Origin of the sequence: Microcoleus sp. D3_18a_C4 (genome assembly GCF_036702415.1) — a bacterium.
Classification (GTDB): domain Bacteria; phylum Cyanobacteriota; class Cyanobacteriia; order Cyanobacteriales; family Microcoleaceae; genus Microcoleus.
The window spans coordinates 1-21,647 of sequence record NZ_JAUBTI010000001.1 but is presented as its reverse complement, the minus strand read 5'-3'; the positions used below and the strand labels follow the sequence as shown (position 1 = coordinate 21,647).

General features: G+C 43.8%; 22 protein-coding genes. 13 read left to right on the top strand and 9 right to left on the bottom strand.

Annotated elements, in window-relative coordinates; all coding sequences use genetic code 11:
* Nucleotides 1-181: 181 nt before the first annotated feature.
* From QUB16_RS00110 to QUB16_RS00095, 4 genes are all read left to right on the top strand, one after another.
* Complete coding sequence (locus tag QUB16_RS00110; protein WP_333313171.1) at nt 182-1,081, top strand: serine protease; 900 nt, start codon at nt 182-184, stop codon at nt 1,079-1,081.
* A 149-nt stretch (nt 1,082-1,230) separates the two neighbouring features.
* The gene (locus QUB16_RS00105; RefSeq protein ID WP_333313169.1) at nt 1,231-1,821 is read left to right on the top strand and encodes a hypothetical protein; all 591 of its coding nucleotides are present in this window, start codon (nt 1,231-1,233) and stop codon (nt 1,819-1,821) included.
* Between the two features lie 5 nt (nt 1,822-1,826).
* Nucleotides 1,827-2,366, top strand: coding sequence for a L,D-transpeptidase (locus tag QUB16_RS00100; RefSeq protein ID WP_333313167.1), 540 nt, complete (start codon nt 1,827-1,829; stop codon nt 2,364-2,366).
* 28 nt (nt 2,367-2,394) lie between these two features.
* A complete protein-coding gene (locus QUB16_RS00095; RefSeq protein ID WP_333313165.1) occupies nt 2,395-4,254 on the top strand; it encodes a hypothetical protein in 1,860 nt (619 codons plus the stop codon).
* A 531-nt stretch (nt 4,255-4,785) separates the two neighbouring features.
* On the opposite strand, the gene QUB16_RS00090 is transcribed toward QUB16_RS00095, so the two are convergent.
* The gene (locus tag QUB16_RS00090) at nt 4,786-5,208 is read right to left on the bottom strand and encodes a retroviral-like aspartic protease (RefSeq protein ID WP_333313163.1); all 423 of its coding nucleotides are present in this window, start codon (nt 5,206-5,208) and stop codon (nt 4,786-4,788) included.
* Nucleotides 5,201-5,431: a hypothetical protein gene (locus QUB16_RS00085; RefSeq protein WP_293225189.1), complete on the bottom strand. Its 231-nt coding sequence runs from the start codon at nt 5,429-5,431 to the stop codon at nt 5,201-5,203. The genes QUB16_RS00090 and QUB16_RS00085 overlap by 8 nt, the downstream gene beginning before the upstream one ends.
* 201 nt (nt 5,432-5,632) lie before the next feature.
* On the opposite strand from QUB16_RS00085, the gene QUB16_RS00080 reads away from it, so the two are divergent.
* Both QUB16_RS00080 and QUB16_RS00075 read left to right on the top strand, forming a co-directional pair.
* Complete coding sequence (locus QUB16_RS00080; RefSeq protein WP_333313416.1) at nt 5,633-5,941, top strand: DUF6883 domain-containing protein; 309 nt, start codon at nt 5,633-5,635, stop codon at nt 5,939-5,941.
* A gap of 1 nt (nt 5,942) precedes the next feature.
* The gene (locus tag QUB16_RS00075) at nt 5,943-6,185 is read left to right on the top strand and encodes a DUF4926 domain-containing protein (RefSeq protein WP_015176446.1); all 243 of its coding nucleotides are present in this window, start codon (nt 5,943-5,945) and stop codon (nt 6,183-6,185) included.
* A 397-nt stretch (nt 6,186-6,582) separates the two neighbouring features.
* Here the strand turns inward: QUB16_RS00075 and QUB16_RS00070 are convergent, their stop codons facing one another.
* Together QUB16_RS00070 and hemC are read right to left on the bottom strand one after the other, a co-directional pair.
* Nucleotides 6,583-7,407: a S1C family serine protease gene (locus QUB16_RS00070; RefSeq protein ID WP_333155354.1), complete on the bottom strand. Its 825-nt coding sequence runs from the start codon at nt 7,405-7,407 to the stop codon at nt 6,583-6,585.
* 357 nt (nt 7,408-7,764) lie between these two features.
* A complete protein-coding gene (gene hemC, locus QUB16_RS00065) occupies nt 7,765-8,736 on the bottom strand; it encodes a hydroxymethylbilane synthase (protein ID WP_333313161.1) in 972 nt (323 codons plus the stop codon).
* Between the two features lie 240 nt (nt 8,737-8,976).
* Here hemC and QUB16_RS00060 point away from each other — a divergent pair, with 240 nt between their 5' ends.
* Complete coding sequence (locus tag QUB16_RS00060; RefSeq protein ID WP_333313160.1) at nt 8,977-9,177, top strand: hypothetical protein; 201 nt, start codon at nt 8,977-8,979, stop codon at nt 9,175-9,177.
* A gap of 258 nt (nt 9,178-9,435) precedes the next feature.
* On the opposite strand, the gene QUB16_RS00055 is transcribed toward QUB16_RS00060, so the two are convergent.
* Nucleotides 9,436-10,464, bottom strand: a complete 1,029-nt coding sequence (locus QUB16_RS00055; protein ID WP_333313159.1) for a hypothetical protein — start codon at nt 10,462-10,464, stop codon at nt 9,436-9,438.
* Nucleotides 10,465-10,567: 103 nt separating this feature from the next.
* On the bottom strand, nt 10,568-11,128 hold the full coding sequence (locus QUB16_RS00050) for a hypothetical protein (RefSeq protein ID WP_333313158.1): 561 nt from the start codon (nt 11,126-11,128) through the stop codon (nt 10,568-10,570).
* Nucleotides 11,129-11,318: 190 nt separating this feature from the next.
* On the opposite strand from QUB16_RS00050, the gene QUB16_RS00045 reads away from it, so the two are divergent.
* The 3 genes from QUB16_RS00045 to QUB16_RS00035 all read left to right on the top strand — a co-directional run bounded on the left by QUB16_RS00045 (nt 11,319) and on the right by QUB16_RS00035 (nt 13,832).
* The gene (locus QUB16_RS00045) at nt 11,319-12,404 is read left to right on the top strand and encodes a T4 RnlA family RNA ligase (protein ID WP_333313157.1); all 1,086 of its coding nucleotides are present in this window, start codon (nt 11,319-11,321) and stop codon (nt 12,402-12,404) included.
* A 197-nt stretch (nt 12,405-12,601) separates the two neighbouring features.
* Entirely contained in the window at nt 12,602-13,450 is an 849-nt protein-coding gene (locus QUB16_RS00040) for a phosphatase domain-containing protein (RefSeq protein WP_333313156.1), read from the top strand.
* Between the two features lie 4 nt (nt 13,451-13,454).
* Nucleotides 13,455-13,832, top strand: coding sequence for a hypothetical protein (locus QUB16_RS00035; protein ID WP_333313154.1), 378 nt, complete (start codon nt 13,455-13,457; stop codon nt 13,830-13,832).
* 277 nt (nt 13,833-14,109) lie between these two features.
* On the opposite strand, the gene QUB16_RS00030 is transcribed toward QUB16_RS00035, so the two are convergent.
* On the bottom strand, nt 14,110-15,645 hold the full coding sequence (locus tag QUB16_RS00030) for a mercuric reductase (RefSeq protein WP_333313153.1): 1,536 nt from the start codon (nt 15,643-15,645) through the stop codon (nt 14,110-14,112).
* 16 nt (nt 15,646-15,661) lie between these two features.
* A complete protein-coding gene (locus QUB16_RS00025; RefSeq protein ID WP_333313152.1) occupies nt 15,662-16,393 on the bottom strand; it encodes a TVP38/TMEM64 family protein in 732 nt (243 codons plus the stop codon).
* 77 nt (nt 16,394-16,470) lie between these two features.
* Between QUB16_RS00025 and QUB16_RS00020 the strand changes: the two genes are divergently transcribed.
* Nucleotides 16,471-17,499: an isochorismatase gene (locus QUB16_RS00020; RefSeq protein ID WP_333313150.1), complete on the top strand. Its 1,029-nt coding sequence runs from the start codon at nt 16,471-16,473 to the stop codon at nt 17,497-17,499.
* A 246-nt stretch (nt 17,500-17,745) separates the two neighbouring features.
* On the top strand, nt 17,746-18,234 hold the full coding sequence (locus QUB16_RS00015; RefSeq protein ID WP_333313149.1) for a hypothetical protein: 489 nt from the start codon (nt 17,746-17,748) through the stop codon (nt 18,232-18,234).
* Between the two features lie 353 nt (nt 18,235-18,587).
* On the opposite strand, the gene QUB16_RS00010 is transcribed toward QUB16_RS00015, so the two are convergent.
* The gene (locus QUB16_RS00010; protein WP_333313147.1) at nt 18,588-19,610 is read right to left on the bottom strand and encodes a cysteine peptidase family C39 domain-containing protein; all 1,023 of its coding nucleotides are present in this window, start codon (nt 19,608-19,610) and stop codon (nt 18,588-18,590) included.
* 570 nt (nt 19,611-20,180) lie between these two features.
* Here QUB16_RS00010 and QUB16_RS00005 point away from each other — a divergent pair.
* Nucleotides 20,181-21,635 carry a methyl-accepting chemotaxis protein gene (locus QUB16_RS00005; RefSeq protein WP_333313146.1) on the top strand — a complete coding sequence of 485 codons (1,455 nt, stop codon included), beginning with the start codon at nt 20,181-20,183 and terminating at the stop codon, nt 21,633-21,635.
* Nucleotides 21,636-21,647: the final 12 nt, after the last annotated feature.

The following is a 21,647-nucleotide window of genomic DNA, read 5'->3' as shown; positions in this document are numbered from 1 at the left end:
CAGTCACTCGGCGATTGAAATCGCTTCTACAAAAACGAAGTCCGCCTACGCGAACTCAGAAATAAGCGGGATATTTAGTCCACTTAAGTGGACTTATGCTTTGAGACAGGGATTTCAATCCCTGTCGGATCGGCGAGAAAGTGCAAGATATTTAGTTTCAGATTATCAACGGAGTTAGTTTATGAATTTAGGTTTTAATCGGTCTAATTACATTCCTGGAATTATAGCAGGAACGGTAGCGGTAGCAACAATTGCGATCGGTCAGCCCGCAATGGCAAAAACGGCTAGAGAAGTAGCTCGAATTGCCGTTCCTACTACAGTACAAATTAATAATACCCTAGCTAGTGATAAAGGCGGTTCTGGGGTAATCATTGCTAAGAAAGGCAAGATTTACACGGTGTTAACGGCGAATCATGTGGTGATAAATCCTAATTCCGAGTACGTGATTGTTACTTCTAAGAAGAAAGAGCATAAAGTGACGGAAGTTAAGGGTTTTCAGAATAATGACAGCGGGCCGGATTTAGCAGTTGTGATGTTCGAGAGTGACGAGGAATATTCAGTTGCACCAATTAGCAATTCGGATGAAGCCGAAATCGGTTCAGGGGTTTATATTTCGGGGTATCCTTTGCCTGCGGGTGTGGGAAGTCAAGAACGGGAATATCAGTTTACGAATGGGCAAGTTACTAATGTGCGATCGAGTAACGAGCAAGGATATACGATGCGTTACGACGCAGTGACGCGGCGGGGAATGAGTGGTGGGCCAGTATTTGATGTTAGCGGCCGAGTGATTGGCATTCACGGACAGGGAGATACAGTTGGGCGAGTGCAAAATGAGGCAGGGGGAAGGCAAGAAGAAGTAAAAACGGGGTTTAATTCAGCGATTCCGATTAATACTTTTGTGGGGATGATGTCGCAGGTGGGGATGGAGAAATCTGCTTTGAAGGTTGATGAGAAACCTGCGGAAAATGCGGATGCGGAAGAGGTAAAACCTGGGGAAGCGCAGGGTTGGTTTGGAGATTTTGCTCAAGAGGTATTTAAGGATGTGATTCAGAGGGGAATTCGGAGAATTTTGCCGTTTTAGGGCGTGAGGGCGATCGCGCTTTCACGGGGTGGGGGCGGGTTTATTTGTCTTGTCTGTAATGTTCGATGGTTATTGGTGAACCCGCCCTTACAAGACAATCGATTTTAATTTATTGGCAGAGACGAATTTGAAAGGAGTTGAAAGAAATCATGCGTCATGTTCGTTGTTTTGCTTTAGGAATCGCTAGTTTTGTTGCCGTCGCAAGTACGCTGTCTGTTGCTAGCAATGGACAAGCACCGCCGTATCCTGAAGATCCAGGGCCTAATATTATCCGCCCTGAATTTGATAATCCCGATCGAAATTCAAACGTTCCATCGCCCTCGATATCTAACGCAAGGGTTACTTGTCCTGTTACTGGCAAGTGGAAATTTAGTTCACCTACAGATTTTGGATACAACCCTGAATCGGGATTTGTTGGTGGAGGACAACCTTATACTGCGATGGTAGAAATTACTGAGGATGGAGATAATCTCACAATTTCCAGTTTTTATCAAAATAGCAGCGGTTTAGGTAAAGGACAGCGTTTGGGAGAGCAGATTACTAGCAGCATCCCTTTGCAATTTGGCAACGGACAATTAACAGGTGATATTAGCGATCGCGGTTTCAAAATCAAGGGTCAGATTGCCTTCTCCGATGGTAAGCCCGATCGCAGTAAAGTGACAATTCCCTTCACAATGGAGCGACAAGCGCCTTGGCCTCGCCTTCCTCCTAATTCTCAACTGGTTTGTGGTGGTTGGTAGTGCTTATGTACAAGATGTTTAAGATTTTCACGTCACTCTCAAGTTGGGTAGTTTTGTGGACAGCAGCCACAGGTTTAATTGTTAGCCACCAACCTCTTGTGTTGGCCCAAGTGAGCGATCGCTTATCTCTTGAATTGCAACCGCCAGTTAATCAGGAAACTCGCCTAGAAGTCCGTCTTAGTCGTCGCCAAGTGACAGTTTACCGGGGTGCAGTTGAGGTTAAAAAATACCCCCTAGGTATCGGCAGAGCTGGATGGGAAACACCTATTGGAACTTTTAGCGTTGTTCAGATGGTTCGCGACCCAATTTGGATGAACCCATTGACTGGTCAAATTGTCCCCGCCGGCGATCCGGCAAATCCGCTAGGTAGTTACTGGATTGGATTTTCTGCTGAAGGTCGAATTTGGTATGGCTTTCACAGCACCAACCAGCCACAAACAGTGGGACAGGCTATTTCTCACGGCTGTTTGCGGATGTATAGCCAGGATGCAGAGGAATTATTTTCTCAGGTAAAGGTAGGAACTCTAGTCACTATTGTTCAGTAATCATTTAATCATTAAGTTGAGGTGAATTATGCGTCATATTCGTATTTTGGCTCTGGGTATTGTCAGTTTTTTTGCTTTTTTAATGAGTGCTTTGCTGGCTCCTGGTACGATTGTTAATCGGGCTTTATCGGCTGCACTTTGTACGGTTTTTAGTTTTAATTCTACTATTTGCACGGTGAATTTAGCTAATTGGTCCGATCGGGTGGTGGCGGCGACTCCGCCTGCTGTAGAAAGGAATATTTCGGATTGGTTGGTGCAGCGAGCTCCGGGGGAGTTTGATGATGCACCGAGTGTGCGGCCTGGGAGTAATCCGCAGGCGCCGCCGTTTCCTCAAGATCCGGGACCGAATCAGCCGCTGCGTCCTGATTTTGATAATTCTAATGCACCAAATCGTCCTCAGTCTCCAAATCCTTCTATTCCTGTTAATTCACAGTCACCCCGTTCCGGTACTAGGAGAAATAACTCTTCACTCGTAGGCACCCGAAAAATTGCGCCAGATCGACTTGAAACGCAGTTTGTTACTGGAGAAGGTTGTCGTGTCAATAAAATTTTCAGAGTCATTAATAAGGAGCAGATATTTCAAGAATCAATCCAAATTATTGCTCCTGATAACAACACCTGCGGCGGGGTTTCATACTCTTACCAGTTCCAACCAGATGGTAAACAAATTGATATTGAGGCTGGCTCTGATGTAAAATTTACCTTTGTGGACGATAACCCCTTTATAGAACTACGCTATGACATTTCAGGAAAAAAAGGTGTATTGCGTTTTGACCCAAACAGGAATTCTACTTCACAAAATCTTGTTTTAGCTAGTAATTTATTAAGCCCAAACTCTACGAAAAAGAAGCTTTTACCCGTAACCAACAAAGAACCAGCAATCTTGATAGCTAATACTACAATTCTGGTAGCGGAAAACGATCCCAGGATTAATGCAAACGACTTAGGTTTGGGGAATGACCCCTCAGTATTAAAGGATGTTGACGAAAAACTCAGGGAAATGGGGGGACCTGCTGAACGTATTCTTAGACCTCTAGTCAGGGAAATTTGTCAAGCTGGTGAAGATATTACCAACAAGACTCTTGATGCTGCTACAGGCGATGCTACAGACCTTGCTCTTGATGCCGCTCTTGAGAAGGCTGTAAAAGATTCATCTGAGTACAAGATTTTGAAACTCATCAAAAAAGTCAAAGATAATTGGGACACAATTACTCAGCTTATAACTAAAGGAATAAATTTTGATAACCTACAAGAAATTGCGAGAGAGCGCCTTAAGTCATCATTTGAAAATATGCTTAAGTCTAGGAGGCTGGGACTTAACTGTGAAAAGTTTGACTATAATCCAGATGCAGACAGAGTTATAACTGAGGGTTGTACCGTATGTACCTGCTGTGTATACACGGCTCAGTATAAATACTCCCATAACGGTCAAGTGAGTGGAGGAACTTTTAATGCTCCTTGTAAGGGAAGTATTGAGCAAATAGTAGCGAAAATTAATAGCGATCTGGCTAGAGATATGACCAGAAGACAATTACCCTATACCGCTACGGTTGTTGGGACACCGCAACGTAATACTCAACCTCCTCCTGAATGTGATGGAAGTCTACAAACTGCACAGCAGCAGTTGAGAAACTGCCGAGTAACAGGTGTTGAAAAGTACAATAATATGACAATGAATCGGGGAGGATGTGCTATCCAGGGACCAGTAATGACAGAAGACGGACCTGTAGATGGAAAAACTCAATGTGGTATTTGTAATACGTTTATTGGTGGATTAGCCCCACGCGCAGGATCTTGCCAGGAAGGGGTGGAAACCGATCCTAGAATTGCTTTCTTGGGTTTAAACAAGCCTATTCTTTGTCCACCTAACTGGGATAGTGGATATTGAGCGGTGGCTGTCAAATATCTTGATAAAACCGCCCCTACATGGATGGTAAAATGTGGGATACAATTGATGGTAAAATATTGAATAAAATCTGTAGGGGCGGGTTTGCCGATCAATTTTGCCACCCACCAATAATCTTGATAAACCCGCCCCCACCCAACCGATAACCCCGAACAACCATCCTCGCCTCACCCTTAAATACAATTAATTGTTAATTTCTGGGTGGGGTGGGGGCGGGTTTACATAATTTGTCGATCGGTGTCAAATATCACAGGCGTTCCCCCCCTACAGGCTTTACCAAAAAACAGGATCTCGCTGTGTCAATAGTAAAATTTACTTGGCTCGATCGCTCGTGCTATAATCTAAAAATAATCTTTGTAATTACCAATTCAGGTCTTGCTAAAAATAATATATAATTTTTATTCGTTCGCGATCGCTCTTTTCATGCCTTTTCAAAAAAAGAGCGATCGCCCCTAAAGATATTATGAGGCGATCGCTCTTTTGTGTGGAAGGGCGATCGCTTATAACCACCTATTAGTGAGATTGCTTAGGTGCAATTTCAAATCCTAGTTCAGATACATAAAAACAAACATCAAACTCTGCCAAAAAATTTAACCTTCCTAAAATGAGCGGCATATTTCTTTGTCTAGTCCAAGCAAAAGCCAAGTTAACTGGTGCAAACCTGCTGACTGTCCCTGACAACAACAAAGCCCTAGCCTCGATATTTGCCAGATTTCCAGATAAAGAAATAACAAAGGTTTGTTCGTCCCAAACAGCCCCTAATTGTAAACCAATTTCATAAGGCAAAACATTCATGCTTGCCCCTGTATCCAGCAACCCCATCACTTCAATTGACTGGTTTCGATAGCTTAATATTATCGGTAAATAAGGCGCATAAGATACCTCGCCAAAGCGATCGAATTTAGAGGCAAAAGAGTATTTTTCACCATTAAGCATTTTGCAGTTGCTTTTGTTCCTCTAGAAACTGTGCCAATTGACGTGCTCCTTCATCGGAATTATGCAACATCTCAAAATAATTATCTTTAGACTCTAAGTTAGCCAAATCTTCTTCTTTTGCTAACTCAGAAACCAAAAATTCTATTACTCTTAATTTATCCACACGGGATAAATGACCAAGCAGAGGAAATAATTGTGCAATTGGCATAATTAAAATTTCCATTTATATTCATCTTATTCAGATTACCACCTGTTTTACGCTTTTGTCAAGCTCATCGCTTTTTTGGGGAAGTGCGATCGCTATTATCAAGCGTAAAATTTACTTTACTCGCTCGCTCGTGCTATATTCTAAAAATAATAGATAATTTTAAATTAATCGTACTAATTTTACCAAATTAAGTAAGTTAAACTACCCAATGATACCATTATTGCTAAAGCAAAAATAACTCAGTATTTGCTCAAGTTCTTAGTAGAAGATGATAAATCTTTGTTTCTTGCACGAGCCAATTACACCCAAGATAACTGGCAACAACTAGAACAAGACTTAAAAGAACAAATTTTGCCTCTGGATGCAACACCAACCGAACAAACGCGCTATGGTAATAAGTATGAAATTCGCGGCACGTTAACTGGCCCTAACGGAACAAGCCTGTCAGTAGTAACTATTTGGATGACAGAGTTTCCCTCGCAAAAAACCAAGTTTATCACCCTATATCCCAATAAGGAGGTATAAAATGAAATTTCCTTTGTTTAAAAGAGTAGCATTACGAACCGATGTACCCAAGTACAAACTCTGTCGAGGAGATATTGCCACTATTGTTGAGCATCATCCCCACCCCGATGAGGATGGCTACAGTCTCGAAGTTTTTAATGCTTTAGGTGAAACTATAGCTGTAATTACCTTAGCTGAGTCGGAAATTGAACCGTTGATGTCTAATGAAGTTTTGCGTGTCAGGACTTTGACTGAGGCTGCATAAACAGTCCTGGACGCACGGGCGGTCAGAAACCGGGTTTGTTACCAAATCTGCCATGTTCCAACGAAGTATTTTGATAAAAAAACCCGGTTTTTTGGCTCTGACTCCCAAGTAATAGAAGTAGCACTGAAGTTATTGCGGAGTCTGGAACTAGAGTCGGCCTACCGAGAAGCATCTCTAGAAAATGACCCGGAGTGGGACGCGACAGTTGCAGATGGACTGACAGATGAAACGTGGTGAAATTTACTATATATCTGCGATCGAAAATAGCGAGAGCTCTTTCGCAAAAAACAGGCGATCTTTCTTATCCCATCTGCGTTTATCTGCGGTAAAAAAAGAACGATCGCCCTTATTTCGATCGAGGGCGATCGCCCGAATGACATATTACAGAAACTCCCGACTAATTCTGAGAATTGTCCTCAATAGTCTCCTCAAATCCCGCTAGAAAATCATCCAAAGCTTCAGAGGCGATCGCCAAATTAATACTGTCGGCATCTTCCAATCCCCAGGTATTCACACCAACCACTTGACCAGCCATATTAATCAACGGGCCGCCCGAATTTCCCGGATTAATCGCCGCATCAGTTTGCAACACCTTCACCTCAGCAACATCTTCTTCATCGTCGCCTTCTTCATATTCCTCTGGTTCGCGAATTGCACTCACAATACCTTGAGTTACAGTTGAAGCAAACTGCCCCAAAGGATTGCCCACAGCAATTACTCTATCTCCCACTTTCACATCCAAAGACAACTCTAGGGGAGGATATTCTTGGGGAGAGTCCACTTGTTCCCCTGTGTTCGGGTCGAAGGTAAAATCGCTAATTAAGAGTAATGCTAAATCTTCTTCAGCATTACCAGTAAACACCACCTCTGCTAATCTCAATTTTCCGTCGTGAGTTTCGACTAAAACCTGTTCGATTTCATCTTCTTCATAGAAGTAATCTTCATCGGCAATATCTTCTACAACGTGATAGTTCGTGACAATTATGTCCGGCGATACAAAGAACCCGCTTCCTGAAGAAATCTCTTCTTCTGTATCCCAATCCATGACGTAAATTGAAACTACGGACGGCAAGACTTGCTCGACTACATCCGAAAAACTTCCGGCTTGAGTTTTGAACTCTTTCAATTGCTTCTGCAAAGCTTGTTGGTCTGCCTGCATTTTGCTATAAAGTTGCTGAACCTTTTTCAATTCCAGCTTTAATTGAGTTTCTCTAGCGCTCATATTGGCCCTTTACCTGAAATAAATTGCTGATTAATTTTCGATGTTTGATTGTAGATTTTGGATGGGGATGTTAAGAATTATAGGACTCACGAAAAAAAACCGGTTTTTACCATAAATCTTGGGCTATACAGCGAGACTTACATCAGAAACCGGGTTGCTTAACACCCGTGCGGAGCGTCCTAAATTAGTCAGATATTTTTGAAATCTATCGCGCAAGTCCTACCTAAAATCCCATCAAAAATCTACAATCTGACTGCTACTCTACCTGTTTTGCCAAAGCAAACCGCCTGTTATTTTTATTTTACAAAAGGCGATATATCGCGTCTAAAAGCATTGACAAAGAGATGCCGATCGCCTTTAGGAACCACGTTGAACTTCGACAAATATTTCCTCCAAAATTGCACTAGCACCCTGTTGGCGCAAGCGGTGAGCGAGGTCAATGCCGATCATTTCAGCAGTCTCGGCGGCGCCGGAAACACTATCTTTGACGAATCGCTGGCCGTCGAGACTCGATACCATTCCGGTTAAGGTTAATTGACCGTTTTCTATTTTAGTATTGACGCCAATTGGCACTTGACAGCCGCCTTCTAATTCCCGCAGAAATGCGCGTTCAGCATAACATCTTTGGGCGGTTTCCGAGTGTTCAAGAGCTTTAATCAGTGCCATGATTTCTGTGTCTCCGGCGCGGCATTCGATGCCCAAAGCACCTTGTCCTACGGCGTGAAGGGAGATTTCAGCAGGGATAATTTGGTGGATGCGATCGCCCATTCCCAATCTTTCCAATCCCGCAACTGCTAAAATAATCGCGTCGTAACCGCCCTCATCTAATTTAGCGAGTCTAGTATTGAGATTGCCGCGAATATCTTTAAATTCAAAATGAGGGAAATGGTGCCGCAGTTGAGCTAGCCGCCGCAGGGAAGAAGTGCCGATTACTGAACCTTCTGGGAGGGTGTCGAGTTGCTTGTCTTTGTGCTTGGAGTGAACTACCAGGGCGTCAGCGGGATTTTCCCGTTCGGTGACGCATCCTAAAATTAAACCTTCGGGCAAATTGGTAGGCAAATCTTTGAGGGAATGAACGGCAAAGTCCGTTTCATTGTTAATCATTCCCGTTTCTAATTCTTTGGTAAAAAGTCCTTTATCGCCAATTTTAGCGAGGGCGACATCAAGAATTATGTCCCCTTGGGTGGACATGGTGTGGACTTCAAAAGTGTGTTCCGGGAAGTGTTTCTGTAGCTGTTCTTGCACCCAGTGGGTTTGCACGAGAGCGAGTTGGCTTTTGCGGGAACCGATGCGAACGGTTCGGGAAGGGGCAGATGTGGTTGGAGACATAAGATCGATCGGAGGATAGCTTGAAATCAGCCAATATATTCACCTGATCTAGCGTACCGCAGGTGGGGACTTTAATTGCTGGTTGGGATAATTCGGGCGATAAAATAGAAATACCAGATTTTGACGGCCTGTTTGAAAAAAGGATGCAACGGTAGGCAAGCTCCAAACCTTTACATAATAAGCCATTGCCAATCTAAAATCTAAAATCTAAAATCTAAAATGGTATGACCGCCAGTAGCAGTGAGTCTTGATGATGTTTCCCATCCAGCATTGGGAGTCGCTGGCATGGGGGCGATCGACATTCCGAAGCAAAGCCTGCCGGCGATGTATGATTTACTGAGATGTTGCACCATTGTCAATAAGCCTTTTAGGAACGGGCTCTCCGGCCCGTTCCACAAGAAAATCTACTCTTTGTGGAACAGGCATCTTGCCTGTTCTTGAGAATGGTGCAAGATGTAAGATTTACCTAGGGTCGAGCCGGATGAACCTGGTTGACATGAGGAGTTAGCTTAGCTGCAGCGAGAAAGAATTAGCTCAAAGGTTGCGCGATTGGGGAGAGAAATGTAGTTGCGAGGGGAAAAGGGCGATCGAATTTATTTGTAGCAGCTTCGTTGACCAAAGGGCGATTCCCTACTCTTCGGGAACCCCTGCGGGAAGATAGCTTCGCTCGCCCCTACCTTTTCCATTCCCCACCATAATTTAACGTTGCCCTGCTTGAAGTGCGGAATTTGCTATCTGGACAACTTCTTGCTGCCGTCCGTTTTTCCTTGTGACTCGGTACAGCACCCCTAGCCTTTGCCACTCAACAAAAGCAGTGCAGTAAGCACCACAATTATTGAAATAAATCCCCCTGAATCCGCCCGCCAATTCAACGCTTCTGTAAGTATCCTGTGGCAATTGCGAAGGAGGCGAAAACGGTTCATTTCTTTTAGCTTCGATTGTGCCGAAATAACAGGCTCCCGCGCGGCATCCTTTGCCTAAATACATTCCCACAATGTAACCGCCGGCACCGGCTTGCACATCAAAATCAAGTTGCTGAATGTCAGATAAAGGAAGTCTACTCGGAAGAAAAACAGGCACTCGCGTTTTGCCTTTGATTTGTCTAAAGATGTTACTAGCAGGAAAACGACTGTTAGCTTGGTTTGCACCTGAGTTATCGGGGATTGGGGGAATTTTTTGCACAAAATTCCTCCACTGCACAACTCTATTTTTAGCAATGTTCAAAGTGGGAATAGAGTATTTTTCTAGCGCAAAAGAAGGGCGACCATTTTTCAGGTTGAAGCTGCGGCGAATCACTGTAATTTCTGGTTTCCCTAAGCCGTAAGCTGTGGCTGTGGAACGGGCGAGATTGCAGCTAATTTTGAAGCGTCCTATCTCAATATTCCCATTTTCCCCTTGATAAGACCAATTGTAACCCTCAGAAGCCCGATCGCGATCGCACAGAAAATGAGAAATCTCAAACATCTTGGCAATATGAACATCGTACAACCGCAAGTTGCGGCTGCCGACAGATTTTTCAGTGTTGCGATCGGGTACAATAAATTGTATCGGTTGCCAGCTATCTTCAGGGGAATAATTAAACCAGCGGATTTCTGTAATCGGGAGTTCAGTCCTTGCTAACGCTGAGTTTGGTGTCAAAGGTGCGTGAAGCGAAGCTATCCCCAAGGGAATCGTAAAAGCAGTCACCACACAAGCAAAAATCGCCGCAGATAGCCATCTTCTCCTCATCCTGATTTCCCTGTAGACATCACAACCATTTTGTCTTGCTTCGCCAGCTTTGGAAAGAGGAGTTGGAGAAATTTAAATAATCTTTGCCCGCCCTTACCAAAACTTAACGCTTCCCAGCTTGAATAGCAGAATTTGCTATTAAAATTAAATCAGATTCTCGTCCGTTCTTAATGGCGACGGTATACATAAAACCCTGAGTTTTCCACTGAAGAGTTGCTGTGCAGTAAGCCCCGCAACCGTTATGAAAAACTCCTTTCACTCCGCCCGCAAGTTTGACATTTTTTAACGTCTTAGTTACCCCTTCTAGTTTTGTAGTAAACTCCCCGCCTTTTTGACCTTGAATTGACCCAAAAGTGCAAACTGTCGTACCGCCGCAATCTGGTTTATACTCGATTGAAATACTATAGCTGTTTGCTTGTGCTGTAGTTGGATAGTACATTTTTTGCGAAAGCGGAATCCTGCTGGGAATAAAAATAGGCACTTGCGTTTTGCCTTGTAACTTTGGCAAAATTTCACTTACCGGAAACGCAGTGCCTCCTTGAGCAATTTGTGCTGTGCCCGATTGTCGCAGCGACAATTGCGAAGATCCAAAAACAACCGAGAGAGGTAATAAAGCAGTTAATACACCAGCCGAAGTAGCCAAAAGTAAGAATTTTTTATTCACGATATTTTTCCTTAATATTCCAAGATTTTAGTTGGGCGGCGAAGCGCATTCACCTATGTACAACCCTAATTCAAAATACCAAATTAACATTCGCTTTTCCGGGAAAAAAGTTTTTTGACTATCTTGACAAGGTTGCCAGAATATGAAGTCATATATAATATAGAGAAGGCGAGCAATTTAGGAGTCGATCGTGGAACTGCAAGAGTATTTGCGCCAGTACGGATTGGAAACTTTGTCCGAAACTTATCATATCAAAGTTACCCGCCACCGCCAATATCCCGATTTAGTCTGTCTGAAATACTCGCAGATAGAATCTCCCTTGGGCGAAAAAATAGTCCAGCAGTGCCGAGGCATTATTTTAGATTCATCTCAAGATTGGCAGATAGTTTCTTATCCCTACGACAAATTTTTTAATTACGGGGAAGGTCACGCCGCTGCAATTGATTGGAGTCATGCCAAAGTTTATGAAAAACTAGACGGTTCTCTGACTGTGCTGTATTTTTACAAGGGAGAATGGAGGGTGCAATCTAGCGGCACTCCCGACGCCGCCGGCGAAGTTAATGGTTTTGGGTTCAGCTTTGCCGAACTTTTTTGGAAAGTCTGGCAAGAATTAGGATATCAATTGCCACAAGAAACCGACGAGTGTTTTATCTTTGAGTTGATGACGCCTTACAATAGAATAGTTGTCCAGCAACAAAACAATCAAATCGTGCTGCACGGGGTTCGCAACACTCAAACGCTGCTAGAAACCGATCCGAGTATTTGGGCTAATAAATACGGCTGGGAATTGGTAGCATCCTATCCTTTAACTAGCTGGAAAGAAGTTATCGAAGCGGCTCAACATTTAGATCCGATGAATTCGGAAGGGTATATTATCTGCGATGCTAACTTCAACAGAGTTAAAGTAAAGTCTCCGCAATATGTCGCGATTTCCCATCTGCGCGAAGGGTTTTCGACCCGCAGGATGATCGAGATTGTTTTAACTAATGAAGGAGAAGAGTTTTTAGCTTATTTTCCTGAGTGGAGTGAGTTGTATCAACAAGTTAAAGACAAATATCAATCTTTGGTTGAAGAAATCGAGGAGGTTTACCGACAGCACGAACATATTGAAGTTCAGAAAGATTTTGCGTTAGCTGTAAAACATTTGCCGTATTCTGGGATTTTGTTTTCTTTGCGGGCTCGCAGAGTTGCGGGAGTGAAAGAAGCTCTCCGCGATGTTACTATTCATAAAATAGAAGAGTTATTGGGTTTAGATTACATCCACCTAGGATTGTGAAGAAGAAGGCACGACACGGATTTTGACACGGATACACGGATTAATTATCGAGCGTGAGGCAGATGTTTAAGGAAGAGGGAAGTTCGGCAACGAGCAATGTACGGGATGTAACGGATGGAATGAAGAGGTAAGTATTTAAACAATGCCCAATGCCCAATGCCCAATGCCCAATTACCAATTACCAATTACCAATTACCATGAAAAGAGTTATTGTACTTGTCGGCTTACCGGCTTCGGGAAAATCTCAATTTGCTAGGGAATTGCTGCTGTCTGAACCTGCAAAGTGGGTGCGTAGCAATAAAGATTTGCTCAGAGAAATGGCTCACGCTTCTCATTGGTCGTCGGCAAATGAAAAGTTTATTTTGCAGTTGAGAGATACGATTATTTTGATGGCTTTGGAAAGCGGCAAGCACGTCATTGTTGATGATACTAATTTTGGGCCTCACATCGAGCATATTAAGGAGTTGGTTAAAGGTAAAGCTGTTGTCGAAGTTAATGATTCTTTCCTACAAGTTCCGGTTGAGGAATGTATTAAACGGGATTTGAAAAGGCTTAATTCGGTGGGCAAAGATGTGATAATGAAGATGTACAATAAGTACGTGCGGGTTCCAGTTGTGCCGCCGGAATATAACCCGAATTTGCCGGATGCAATTATTGTGGATATGGACGGCACATTAGCGCTTCTCAATGGCAGAAATCCTTTTGATGCTTCTACGTGCGATCGCGATTTGCCCAATCCGCCGGTTTTAGATACCGTTCGCAAGTGGCAAACCAGCGCTAATATTATCGTAGTGTCGGGGAGAACGGATGATTGTCAGCCTCAAACTGAGAAATGGTTGCAGCAGTACGATGTCAATTATGTTGCTCTTTATATGCGGAAAACGGGAGATATGAGGAAGGATGCGATTATTAAAGAGGAATTCTATCGGCAGCATATTGATGGAAAGTATAACATAAAGTTTGTTTTGGACGATCGCCAGCAAGTTGTTGATATGTGGCGGTCGTTGGGAATGACTGTATTTCAAGTAGATGAAGGGGATTTTTAAAATTATGAAAACTGAATTTTTCGCTCCTAGCTTTGAGGCTATCGAAGCCAATTTATATATTGGTTTCTCTGAAGCTAAGGGGGGCGAACATTATTTCATCCTGGCACGAGACGAAGAGTCTGAAGAAGAGGCTGTTCCTAACAGAAAAAATATCTATGCAGAATTGGACGATCGATATTGGGCAGAAGATGTAGGCGTTGATTGGGTTGCTCTTAGTCGCGATCGATTTACTGTTCGCTTTGGTTCCGATACTATAACTCTTCTAGAATGCGATGAGGTCGCAATTACTTTCTCCTTAGAAGACGCTGACTTTGAAAGGTTAAGGCACGTATTACAGAAGATAATGCGGGGTTATGAGGATAGATTGCATTTAATTGATTAGTCAATCAATGTACGGAAACGTAAATGGGAATGTCGAAAACCGCAATCTCTGTAGGGGCGGGTTCACCGAAATTTTTAACACAAATCAAACAATCTGATAAACCCGCCCCGCCACCGCCCAATTTTACATCAACATTTGATTCAATAAATTAATGGTAAATTTGTATTTGCGATCGGGTGGGGGCGGGTTTAGGAGATTATTAATTTTTTCCATAGATGGTTGGTGAACCCGCCCCTACGGTTCAATTGTACCTGGTGTTGATTCAATACAGTTCAAACTATCGAGTCCAAGCCAGCCAGCGATTAAACAAATTTTTCACAAACGGAGTCAAACGAGTGCGATTGTAAGCATCTCCCGCTTTCCGAATTGCCTCAGCTTGCGTCGGATACGGGTGAATTGTGCTAGCAATCTTTCCCAAACCAATATTGTTAACCATTGCCAAAGTAATCTCGCCGATCATATCCCCAGCGTGTCGGGCTACAATAGTTGCACCTAATATTTTATCGCTGCCTTTCTTGACGTGAATTTTCACAAATCCTTCCTCTTCGCCGTCAATAATTGCCCGATCGACTTGACTGAAAGGAATTAAAAAGGTATCGATATCAATGCCTTTTTCCTTAGCCTCGTGTTCCCCAATTCCGACGCGCGCAATTTCCGGGTTTGTGTAAGTACACCAAGGTATCGTCAAAGCGCTGAGCTTTTTGCGCCCGAAAAATAGAGTGTTTTGAATTACCATCCTCGCGGCAAAATCAGCAGCGTGAGTAAATTTATGTTTCATGCAAATATCCCCAGCAGCATAAATGCGGGGATTAGTAGTTTGCAAGTTGTCGTTGACAAATACGCCTGTTTGTGTATCGTATTCAACGCCCACAGCCTCCAGATTCAATCCTTCGACGTTGGGCGATCGCCCTGTACTCACAATAATTTCATCTACCGTTACCGATGCTTCCTTACCTTGAGATTTATAATAAATTACTTTGCCTGCATTTGTTTTCTCAACGCGGTCTATTGTGGATTCTAGTATTAGTTGAATTTCTTCGCGTAGAAAACCCTGCTGCACGATTTTAGCAGCCTCCGCATCTTCCTTATCTAAAATCTGAGCATTTTTGTGCAGCAATACGACTTCCGAACCCAGCCGCCGAAAGGCTTGAGCCAATTCGCAGCCGATCGGCCCTGCGCCAATTACGGCCAAACGCTGAGGTCTTTCTGTCAGGTTAAAGACAGTTTCATTTGTCAGATATCCAGCTTCTTGTAAACCTGGAATTTGTGGTTGTCGCGCCCTTGCACCTGTCGCAATTACGGCTTTTTTAAACCGTAGAGTTTGACCTGCAACTTCTACTGTATTATTGCTAGTAAAACGACCGGAACCTAAGAAAACATCGACGCCTAATTTGTCCTGGTAGCGTTGAACAGAATCAACATCGCTGATTCCCGCCCTGATGCGGCGCAGCCGTTCCATCACAGCGGCAAAATCCACTTCTACACTGTCAGGAACATTAACACCAAATTTATTTGCTTCCCAGATATCGCCAACAGTGCGGGACGAGCGAATTAAAGCTTTTGACGGCACACAACCGACATTCAAACAGTCGCCGCCCATCAAATGTTTTTCAATCAAAGCAACTTTCGCGCCCAAACCTGCGGCACCTGCAGCCACAATTAATCCAGCGGGCCCCGCGCCAATTACTACTAAATTATAACTGCTAGCAGGCTGCGGATTTACCCAATCGGGCGGATGCAAATAGGAGACTAATTTCTGGTTGTGCTCGTCCATCGGGGGGACAGTTACGCGATCGACTTTTGACTGCGACATGGGCAAATTATCCTAATTAAATACTTTCTTCCAAAGCTTTGCTGGCTATGCGAGTGATAAAGACAGTAACAGCGACTGTAGCCAGAAAACTGATAATATTAATCAACCATTTTACTGCGGAATCTTGAGGACTTGCATACACAGTTTCCGTGCCTATCGCAGCAACCTCTCCCACCAAAGAACCAGAGTAAACGTACATAATTGTACCCGGTATCATGCCAAAGGAACCTAGCACGTAATCTTTCAAAGAAACCTGAGTAATTCCTAGAGCGTAATTCAATAAATTGAAAGGAAATAAAGGACAAAGACGAGTCAAAAAAACTATTTTTAATCCTTGTTGGGAAACTGCGCGATCGAGAGCTGTAAACTTGGGGTGAGATTCCATATATTTTACCACGCGATCGCGGCACAAATAGCGCCCGATCGCAAAAGCAAATACAGCACCTAAAGTGGACGCCGCAAAGACGTAAACCGAACCCCACCACAAACCAAAAATCGCCCCCCCTCCCAGCGTCAGTACCGAACCCGGTACAAACAGCACAGTCGCCAAGTTATAAGTAGCGACAAAAGCCACCGGCCCCCACCACCCTAAATCCTCGATCCGCATTAACAGAGTTCTCAAAACATCTTGAACGTAGGCGGATCTAGTTGCTACAATTAAGAGAGCGAGCAAAAGTGCGATCGAAAAAAACAACACTATGCGTTTAAATTTTACCCTAGCATAATCTTGGATTCGTGCTTTTGTCATGATTAACCCGCAAATATTTATCAGCATTATACTGCAAACTTAAATTATTACTGTAAACTACCCTAAAAGCGATCGTCATGACACCAAAAGTCCAACTTCCAATCCCCGAACATTTCGACCCCAAAAAAGTAGGCGAAGTCTGGCGACTCCCCTACCAAGAACGCGCCGCCCAAGCCAAAGAGTGGGCCAAGCAGCACAGCATCCAGCCCGCCACCAGCGACAAAAATCAGATTTGTTTGCTCATAATAGACGCCCAAAATACCTTTTGTCTGCCCGAATTTGAATTATTTGTGGGCGGGCGTTCCGGTAGCGGTGCAGTAGACGACAACCGGCGGCTGTGCGAATTTATCTACCGCAATTTAAACGCAATTACAACCATTGCGCCGACAATGGATACCCACACCGCCATGCAAATTTTTCATCCAATCTTTTGGATAAACGAAGCAGGCGAACACCCCCTACCAGCCGCCACATCAATTACTTTAGAAGACGTGCAGCAAGGCATTTGGAAAGTCAATCCAGCCGTCGCCAACAGCATCAGCGGGGACTATTTTTCAGCATTGGAAAAACACGCTTACCACTACGTCAAAAAACTCAGCGCCGATGGGAAATATCCCCTGACAATTTGGCCCTATCACTCGATGCTGGGTGGCATTGGACACGCGCTGGTTTCTGCGGTGGAAGAAGCAATATTTTTTCATACTATAGCCCGCAACAGCCAAGCACTTTTTGAAATCAAAGGCGGGAATCCACTGACAGAAAACTATTCGGTTTTGCGGCCAGAAGTGTTAGATGGGTTCGACGGCAATCCGATTGCTGAAAAGAATGCTAAGTTTATTGATAAATTGCTCGATTTTGATGCGGTAATTATTGCCGGACAAGCCAAAAGTCACTGCGTTGCTTGGACAATTGATGATTTGTTAACGGAAATTTTGGCGCGAGATCCGAATTTGGCAAAGAAGGTTTATTTGCTGGAAGATTGCACTTCGCCTGTGGTTGTTCCGGGTGTTGTTGATTTCACGGAACAAGCAGATGCAGCTTATCAAAAATTTGCGGCGGCGGGAATGAATGTGGTTAAATCTACTGAGTTAATTCTGGGCGATTAAAGACGAGTGTTTTCTATTGGGTTTTTCAGTGCAAAAAAAGTATACATGATTAACCAGATGCGGTAGTTTTTGTTCGATTGGCACTCGGCTGCGATCGCATTTAACTGATTACTTATGATATCATATTGCAATCCTAAATCATTTGTGAATTTCTTACTCCCTCCCCTGACAAAGGGGAGGGTTGGGGTAAGGATTGCAATATCCGGTAAATCACTTACGATCGAAGCCTAGTTAAGGAGTTTCCCGATGGCTGAAAACGAAATTTATAGTGTTGTTCTGTTTCGGGATGCGAGTGTGCAAGCAATTTCTAAACTCTCGGTAGCCATCGCCACGACTATTCTGAGCACAGTTGTAACTGCAACCCAAGCCTATGCAGTTCCCGTAACCTACGATTTCACCATCACTGTTACCAAAGGCGGGTTAGCGGGCAATTCATTCAACGGTTCTTTCAGCTACGATGATGCAAAATTGAAGGGAACGGGAGTGGAAGAATTGGGAATTAATGAGGGATTAACGACCTGCCTAAATTACCTGGGACGTACTTATCGCGAAACCGATGATACCAGTTATCCTACCTTTCCCACACTCAGGTTTGAGGATGGCAAGATCACGCAACTAAACTTTTGGATTCAGCCGAATCAGCGAGTTAATTGGTGGAATTTACCTGGATGGGAAGTCAAGCTGTCTGAGTCTAAAATGGGCGATTCAACTGTTCCCAATTGTCAAAAACGGTGAGGCGTAGCCAAGGTGCGATCGACCGTAAAAATATAGCAGGAATGAGATGTAACTGCCTACGCTTACGGTAATTTCATGCAGCCACGCTACCAATGTGCGATCGCCGATTATCTGCTGGGGCGATCGAATCTTTGCGATCGCTAGGAACGGATGCTATCATGTCCGATCGAGCGATTAAAAGGGCGGGTTTTTGAGATTGTCAATTATTGGCAGATATTTTCCGTGAACCCGCCCCTACCGTATTATGGGTAATAGACCGGAAATAATATGACTCAAAGATTGTTTGAAAAAAACCGCATGATTCCTCTTCCCTGTCGGTCAACAGTTCCTCTGCGGTTGACGATTTTCAATAACTATTTCCCATCCAATCTGGGGACTTCTTGCAAAAAACTGCCGCTCAACATTAACTCAGTCATCCGGTCTAACTTGCCACTGACTTTTAATTTTTTATCTGTTTGAAAGCGCTCGATATCTGCTTGCAAATTACCCGAATTATATCCTAATTTACTCAAATAGTCCATAGCTTGTTTGTCACTTAACCAGATATCCGCAGAACGAAAAATCGGCACGTATTCCTCGCGCCAAACCTGGGCAAAAGTTGCTCTATCTAAATAGAAAATCCTGCCCCGCGCCGGGTCTCCAATGGCCGCTACACTGTCATTCATTCCCAGCAAAGCGACCGCGTGGGGTAGCTTCCGAGGGCCGTCAAACAGCCAAACTGCTAGCACTCCGGGGCGATTAATTTGCTGAATTTGCTCCCAAGTTGGCGTTAGTTCGATCGCATTTATGCCCAAAGCTCTTGCTGCTATTATTAACTGTGGCATCGAAGTTCCCAAGCGACTCGTGCCGGCAAAACGCGCTACACTCGATTCCGTCGCGTCGATTCCCCAACGCCTTAACACTGTTGCTAGCGCCGCGGGGGCGCAACTGCTGTTAGATGTTTGTCGAAATACACCGTTTGGCTGCAAATTATCTATTAAATCATCGTGAATTGGCGCCATAAAATAGTTTTCAGCGCCTGTAAATCCTCCCAATCCCAAGCAACCAATTAAGATTACTGCGATTACTTGCGCTCGCGCTGTCAACCAACTTATACTAAAGCCAATACCGCAGACTCCCATCAGCATCACTCTCAGCAAAGTCCAAGTAACTCGCATCCCGTGAAAACGCCACTCAATCGGCAAAGCAGGCATTTGAGGCATATTTAGAGCCAGTAGCAGCAAGGCAATATAAAAACCCAAAAACAGCAGGGCGATCGAGTTTCTGCCCTTAAACAAATCGTTAGCCGTCACTCCAGAGCGAACTAACACCCGCCCGAAGCGCATTCCCCAGACAAACAGCACCGAACCCAGCACCAGCGTCACTACTATTTCCATGAACTCAAAATTTTGTTGCTTAACTAGGTTGTAACATTTATGCGATCGACTTGAACCCCAATCAATAGTGGGAGAGAGGAAGAGTGGGAGAGAGGAAGAGTGGGGGAGAGAATTTGACCACGAATTTCAAAGGTGGTACCCGCCACGTGATTTATCCGTGGAATCAATCCAAAATCGAAAATCCTCACGCCCCCGCATTTATCCGTGGGGTCGCCTCTAAAATCTCAAATCTCAAATCTAAAATCGATTGACGATGTTTGGGGTTGGTTCCTGAATTTCTCGCTACAATCGAATAAACAGGGTTTATCCAAAATCCAAGCAGGTAAAACAACCCTTAATTCTCAAGGCTTTGACCTGCATAGCTTGCTCGATATGAAGTTTTTTCAGGTTTTTCTTGATGAGTCTGAGTCAAGGGTTGAGAATGAGATAATTCCGCTACCTAACCCAACAGGAGGTATTGCCATGTTTGCCAACTTAAAGCTGAGAAGCCGGAGGCTACTGGGATATGCAGTTACCCTTGCTTTGTAGGCGATTAATTTGTTCGTTTTTTAAATATAGGAAAAATTTAAGATGATTAACTTCAAATCCACAAAATTAAGAGAGCGTATTCTGTGGGGATATTCCCTACCGATTTTGCTTTCAGTTGGAGCAGCTACTTTGGTTTTCTTTAATGCTAAAGAAGTCGAACAGAAAGCAAAAATTCTAAATAATTCTAATGCTGTTGTTATAGCCTTAAAAGCTCAACAGCTAGGATTTGCAGGTATGCAAAAAGCTGCTCGCGGGTATTTTTTGGCAAAAGATAGTGCTTTCTTAACTGAATACAATGAAGAGGCAAACAGCTTTGACAAATCCTATCAGGATTTACTTGAGCGGGCACAAAACCCGCAACAGCGCCAGCGGCTAGATGAAATGAAGGTCTTAAAAAATCAGATAGAGCAAGGCTATAAACAAGCCTTTTCTTTGGTCGCTCAAGGTAGGCGAGACGATGGAGTTAACTTATGGAAGACACAAATTGTACCAAAGCTTCGTCAGGTTGATGCTATAGCTAAGGAGTTTCAAAGCACCGAGGAAGGGATTTTAATCGAGCAAGAAAAAGAGCAAATTCAAGCTTTGCAGTTCCTGACTACAGTGGTGATTTTAAGCACGGCTGTAGCTGCACTTACGGCAATTGCGATCGCTCTGTGGATTGCTTCAGGCATTGCAAAGAGCATGAATCAGTCAGTCAATATGATTGTTAGTTCTTCCACAGAGATTGCGGCCACAGTAGAACAGCAGGAACGCACAGCTACACAGCAATCTAGCTCTGTAAATCAAACGACAATCACAATGGATGAGTTGGGCGCGGCTTCCCAACAATCAGCCCAGCAAGCCCAAGCTGGTGCGGAATCTGCACGGCAAGCTTTAAAGAGCACTGAAAGGGGAACCCTAGCAGTGGAGCAAACCCTGGAATCGATGACAATATTGAAAGAAAATGTCGGGGCAATGGCGGCACAAATTCTGCAATTGAGCGAACAAACCCATCAGATTGGGAATATCTCTACTGATGTCACAGATTTAGCAAATCAAACAAATATGCTGGCACTGAATGCCTCAGTAGAAGCAGTGCGGGCGGGCGAAAACGCCAAAGGTTTTACTGTCATAGCCACAGAAATCCGCAAACTAGCAGATAAAAGTAAGAAATCAGCCGAGAAAATTAACCGCCTAGTCGATGATATCAAGAATGCGATAAATTCCACCGTAACGGTGACAAAGGAAGGTACTAAAACAGTAGAAGAAGGAACCAAAATCAGTCAAGAAACGGCAGTAGCTTTCTCGGAAGTAGCAAAGGCTGTTAACAATGTGGTATTGAACAATCAACAAATTTCTCTAACTGCTCAACAACAAGCAGTGGCCATTAAACAAGTAGTGGAGGCGATGAACACCCTCAACCTAGCGGCAAAAGAAACAGCTAGTGGTATTACTCAAACCAAAGTAGGCACTCAACAATTGAACGATGCAGCCCAAAATCTCAATTCAATTGTCTAAAGGGTGCTCAGT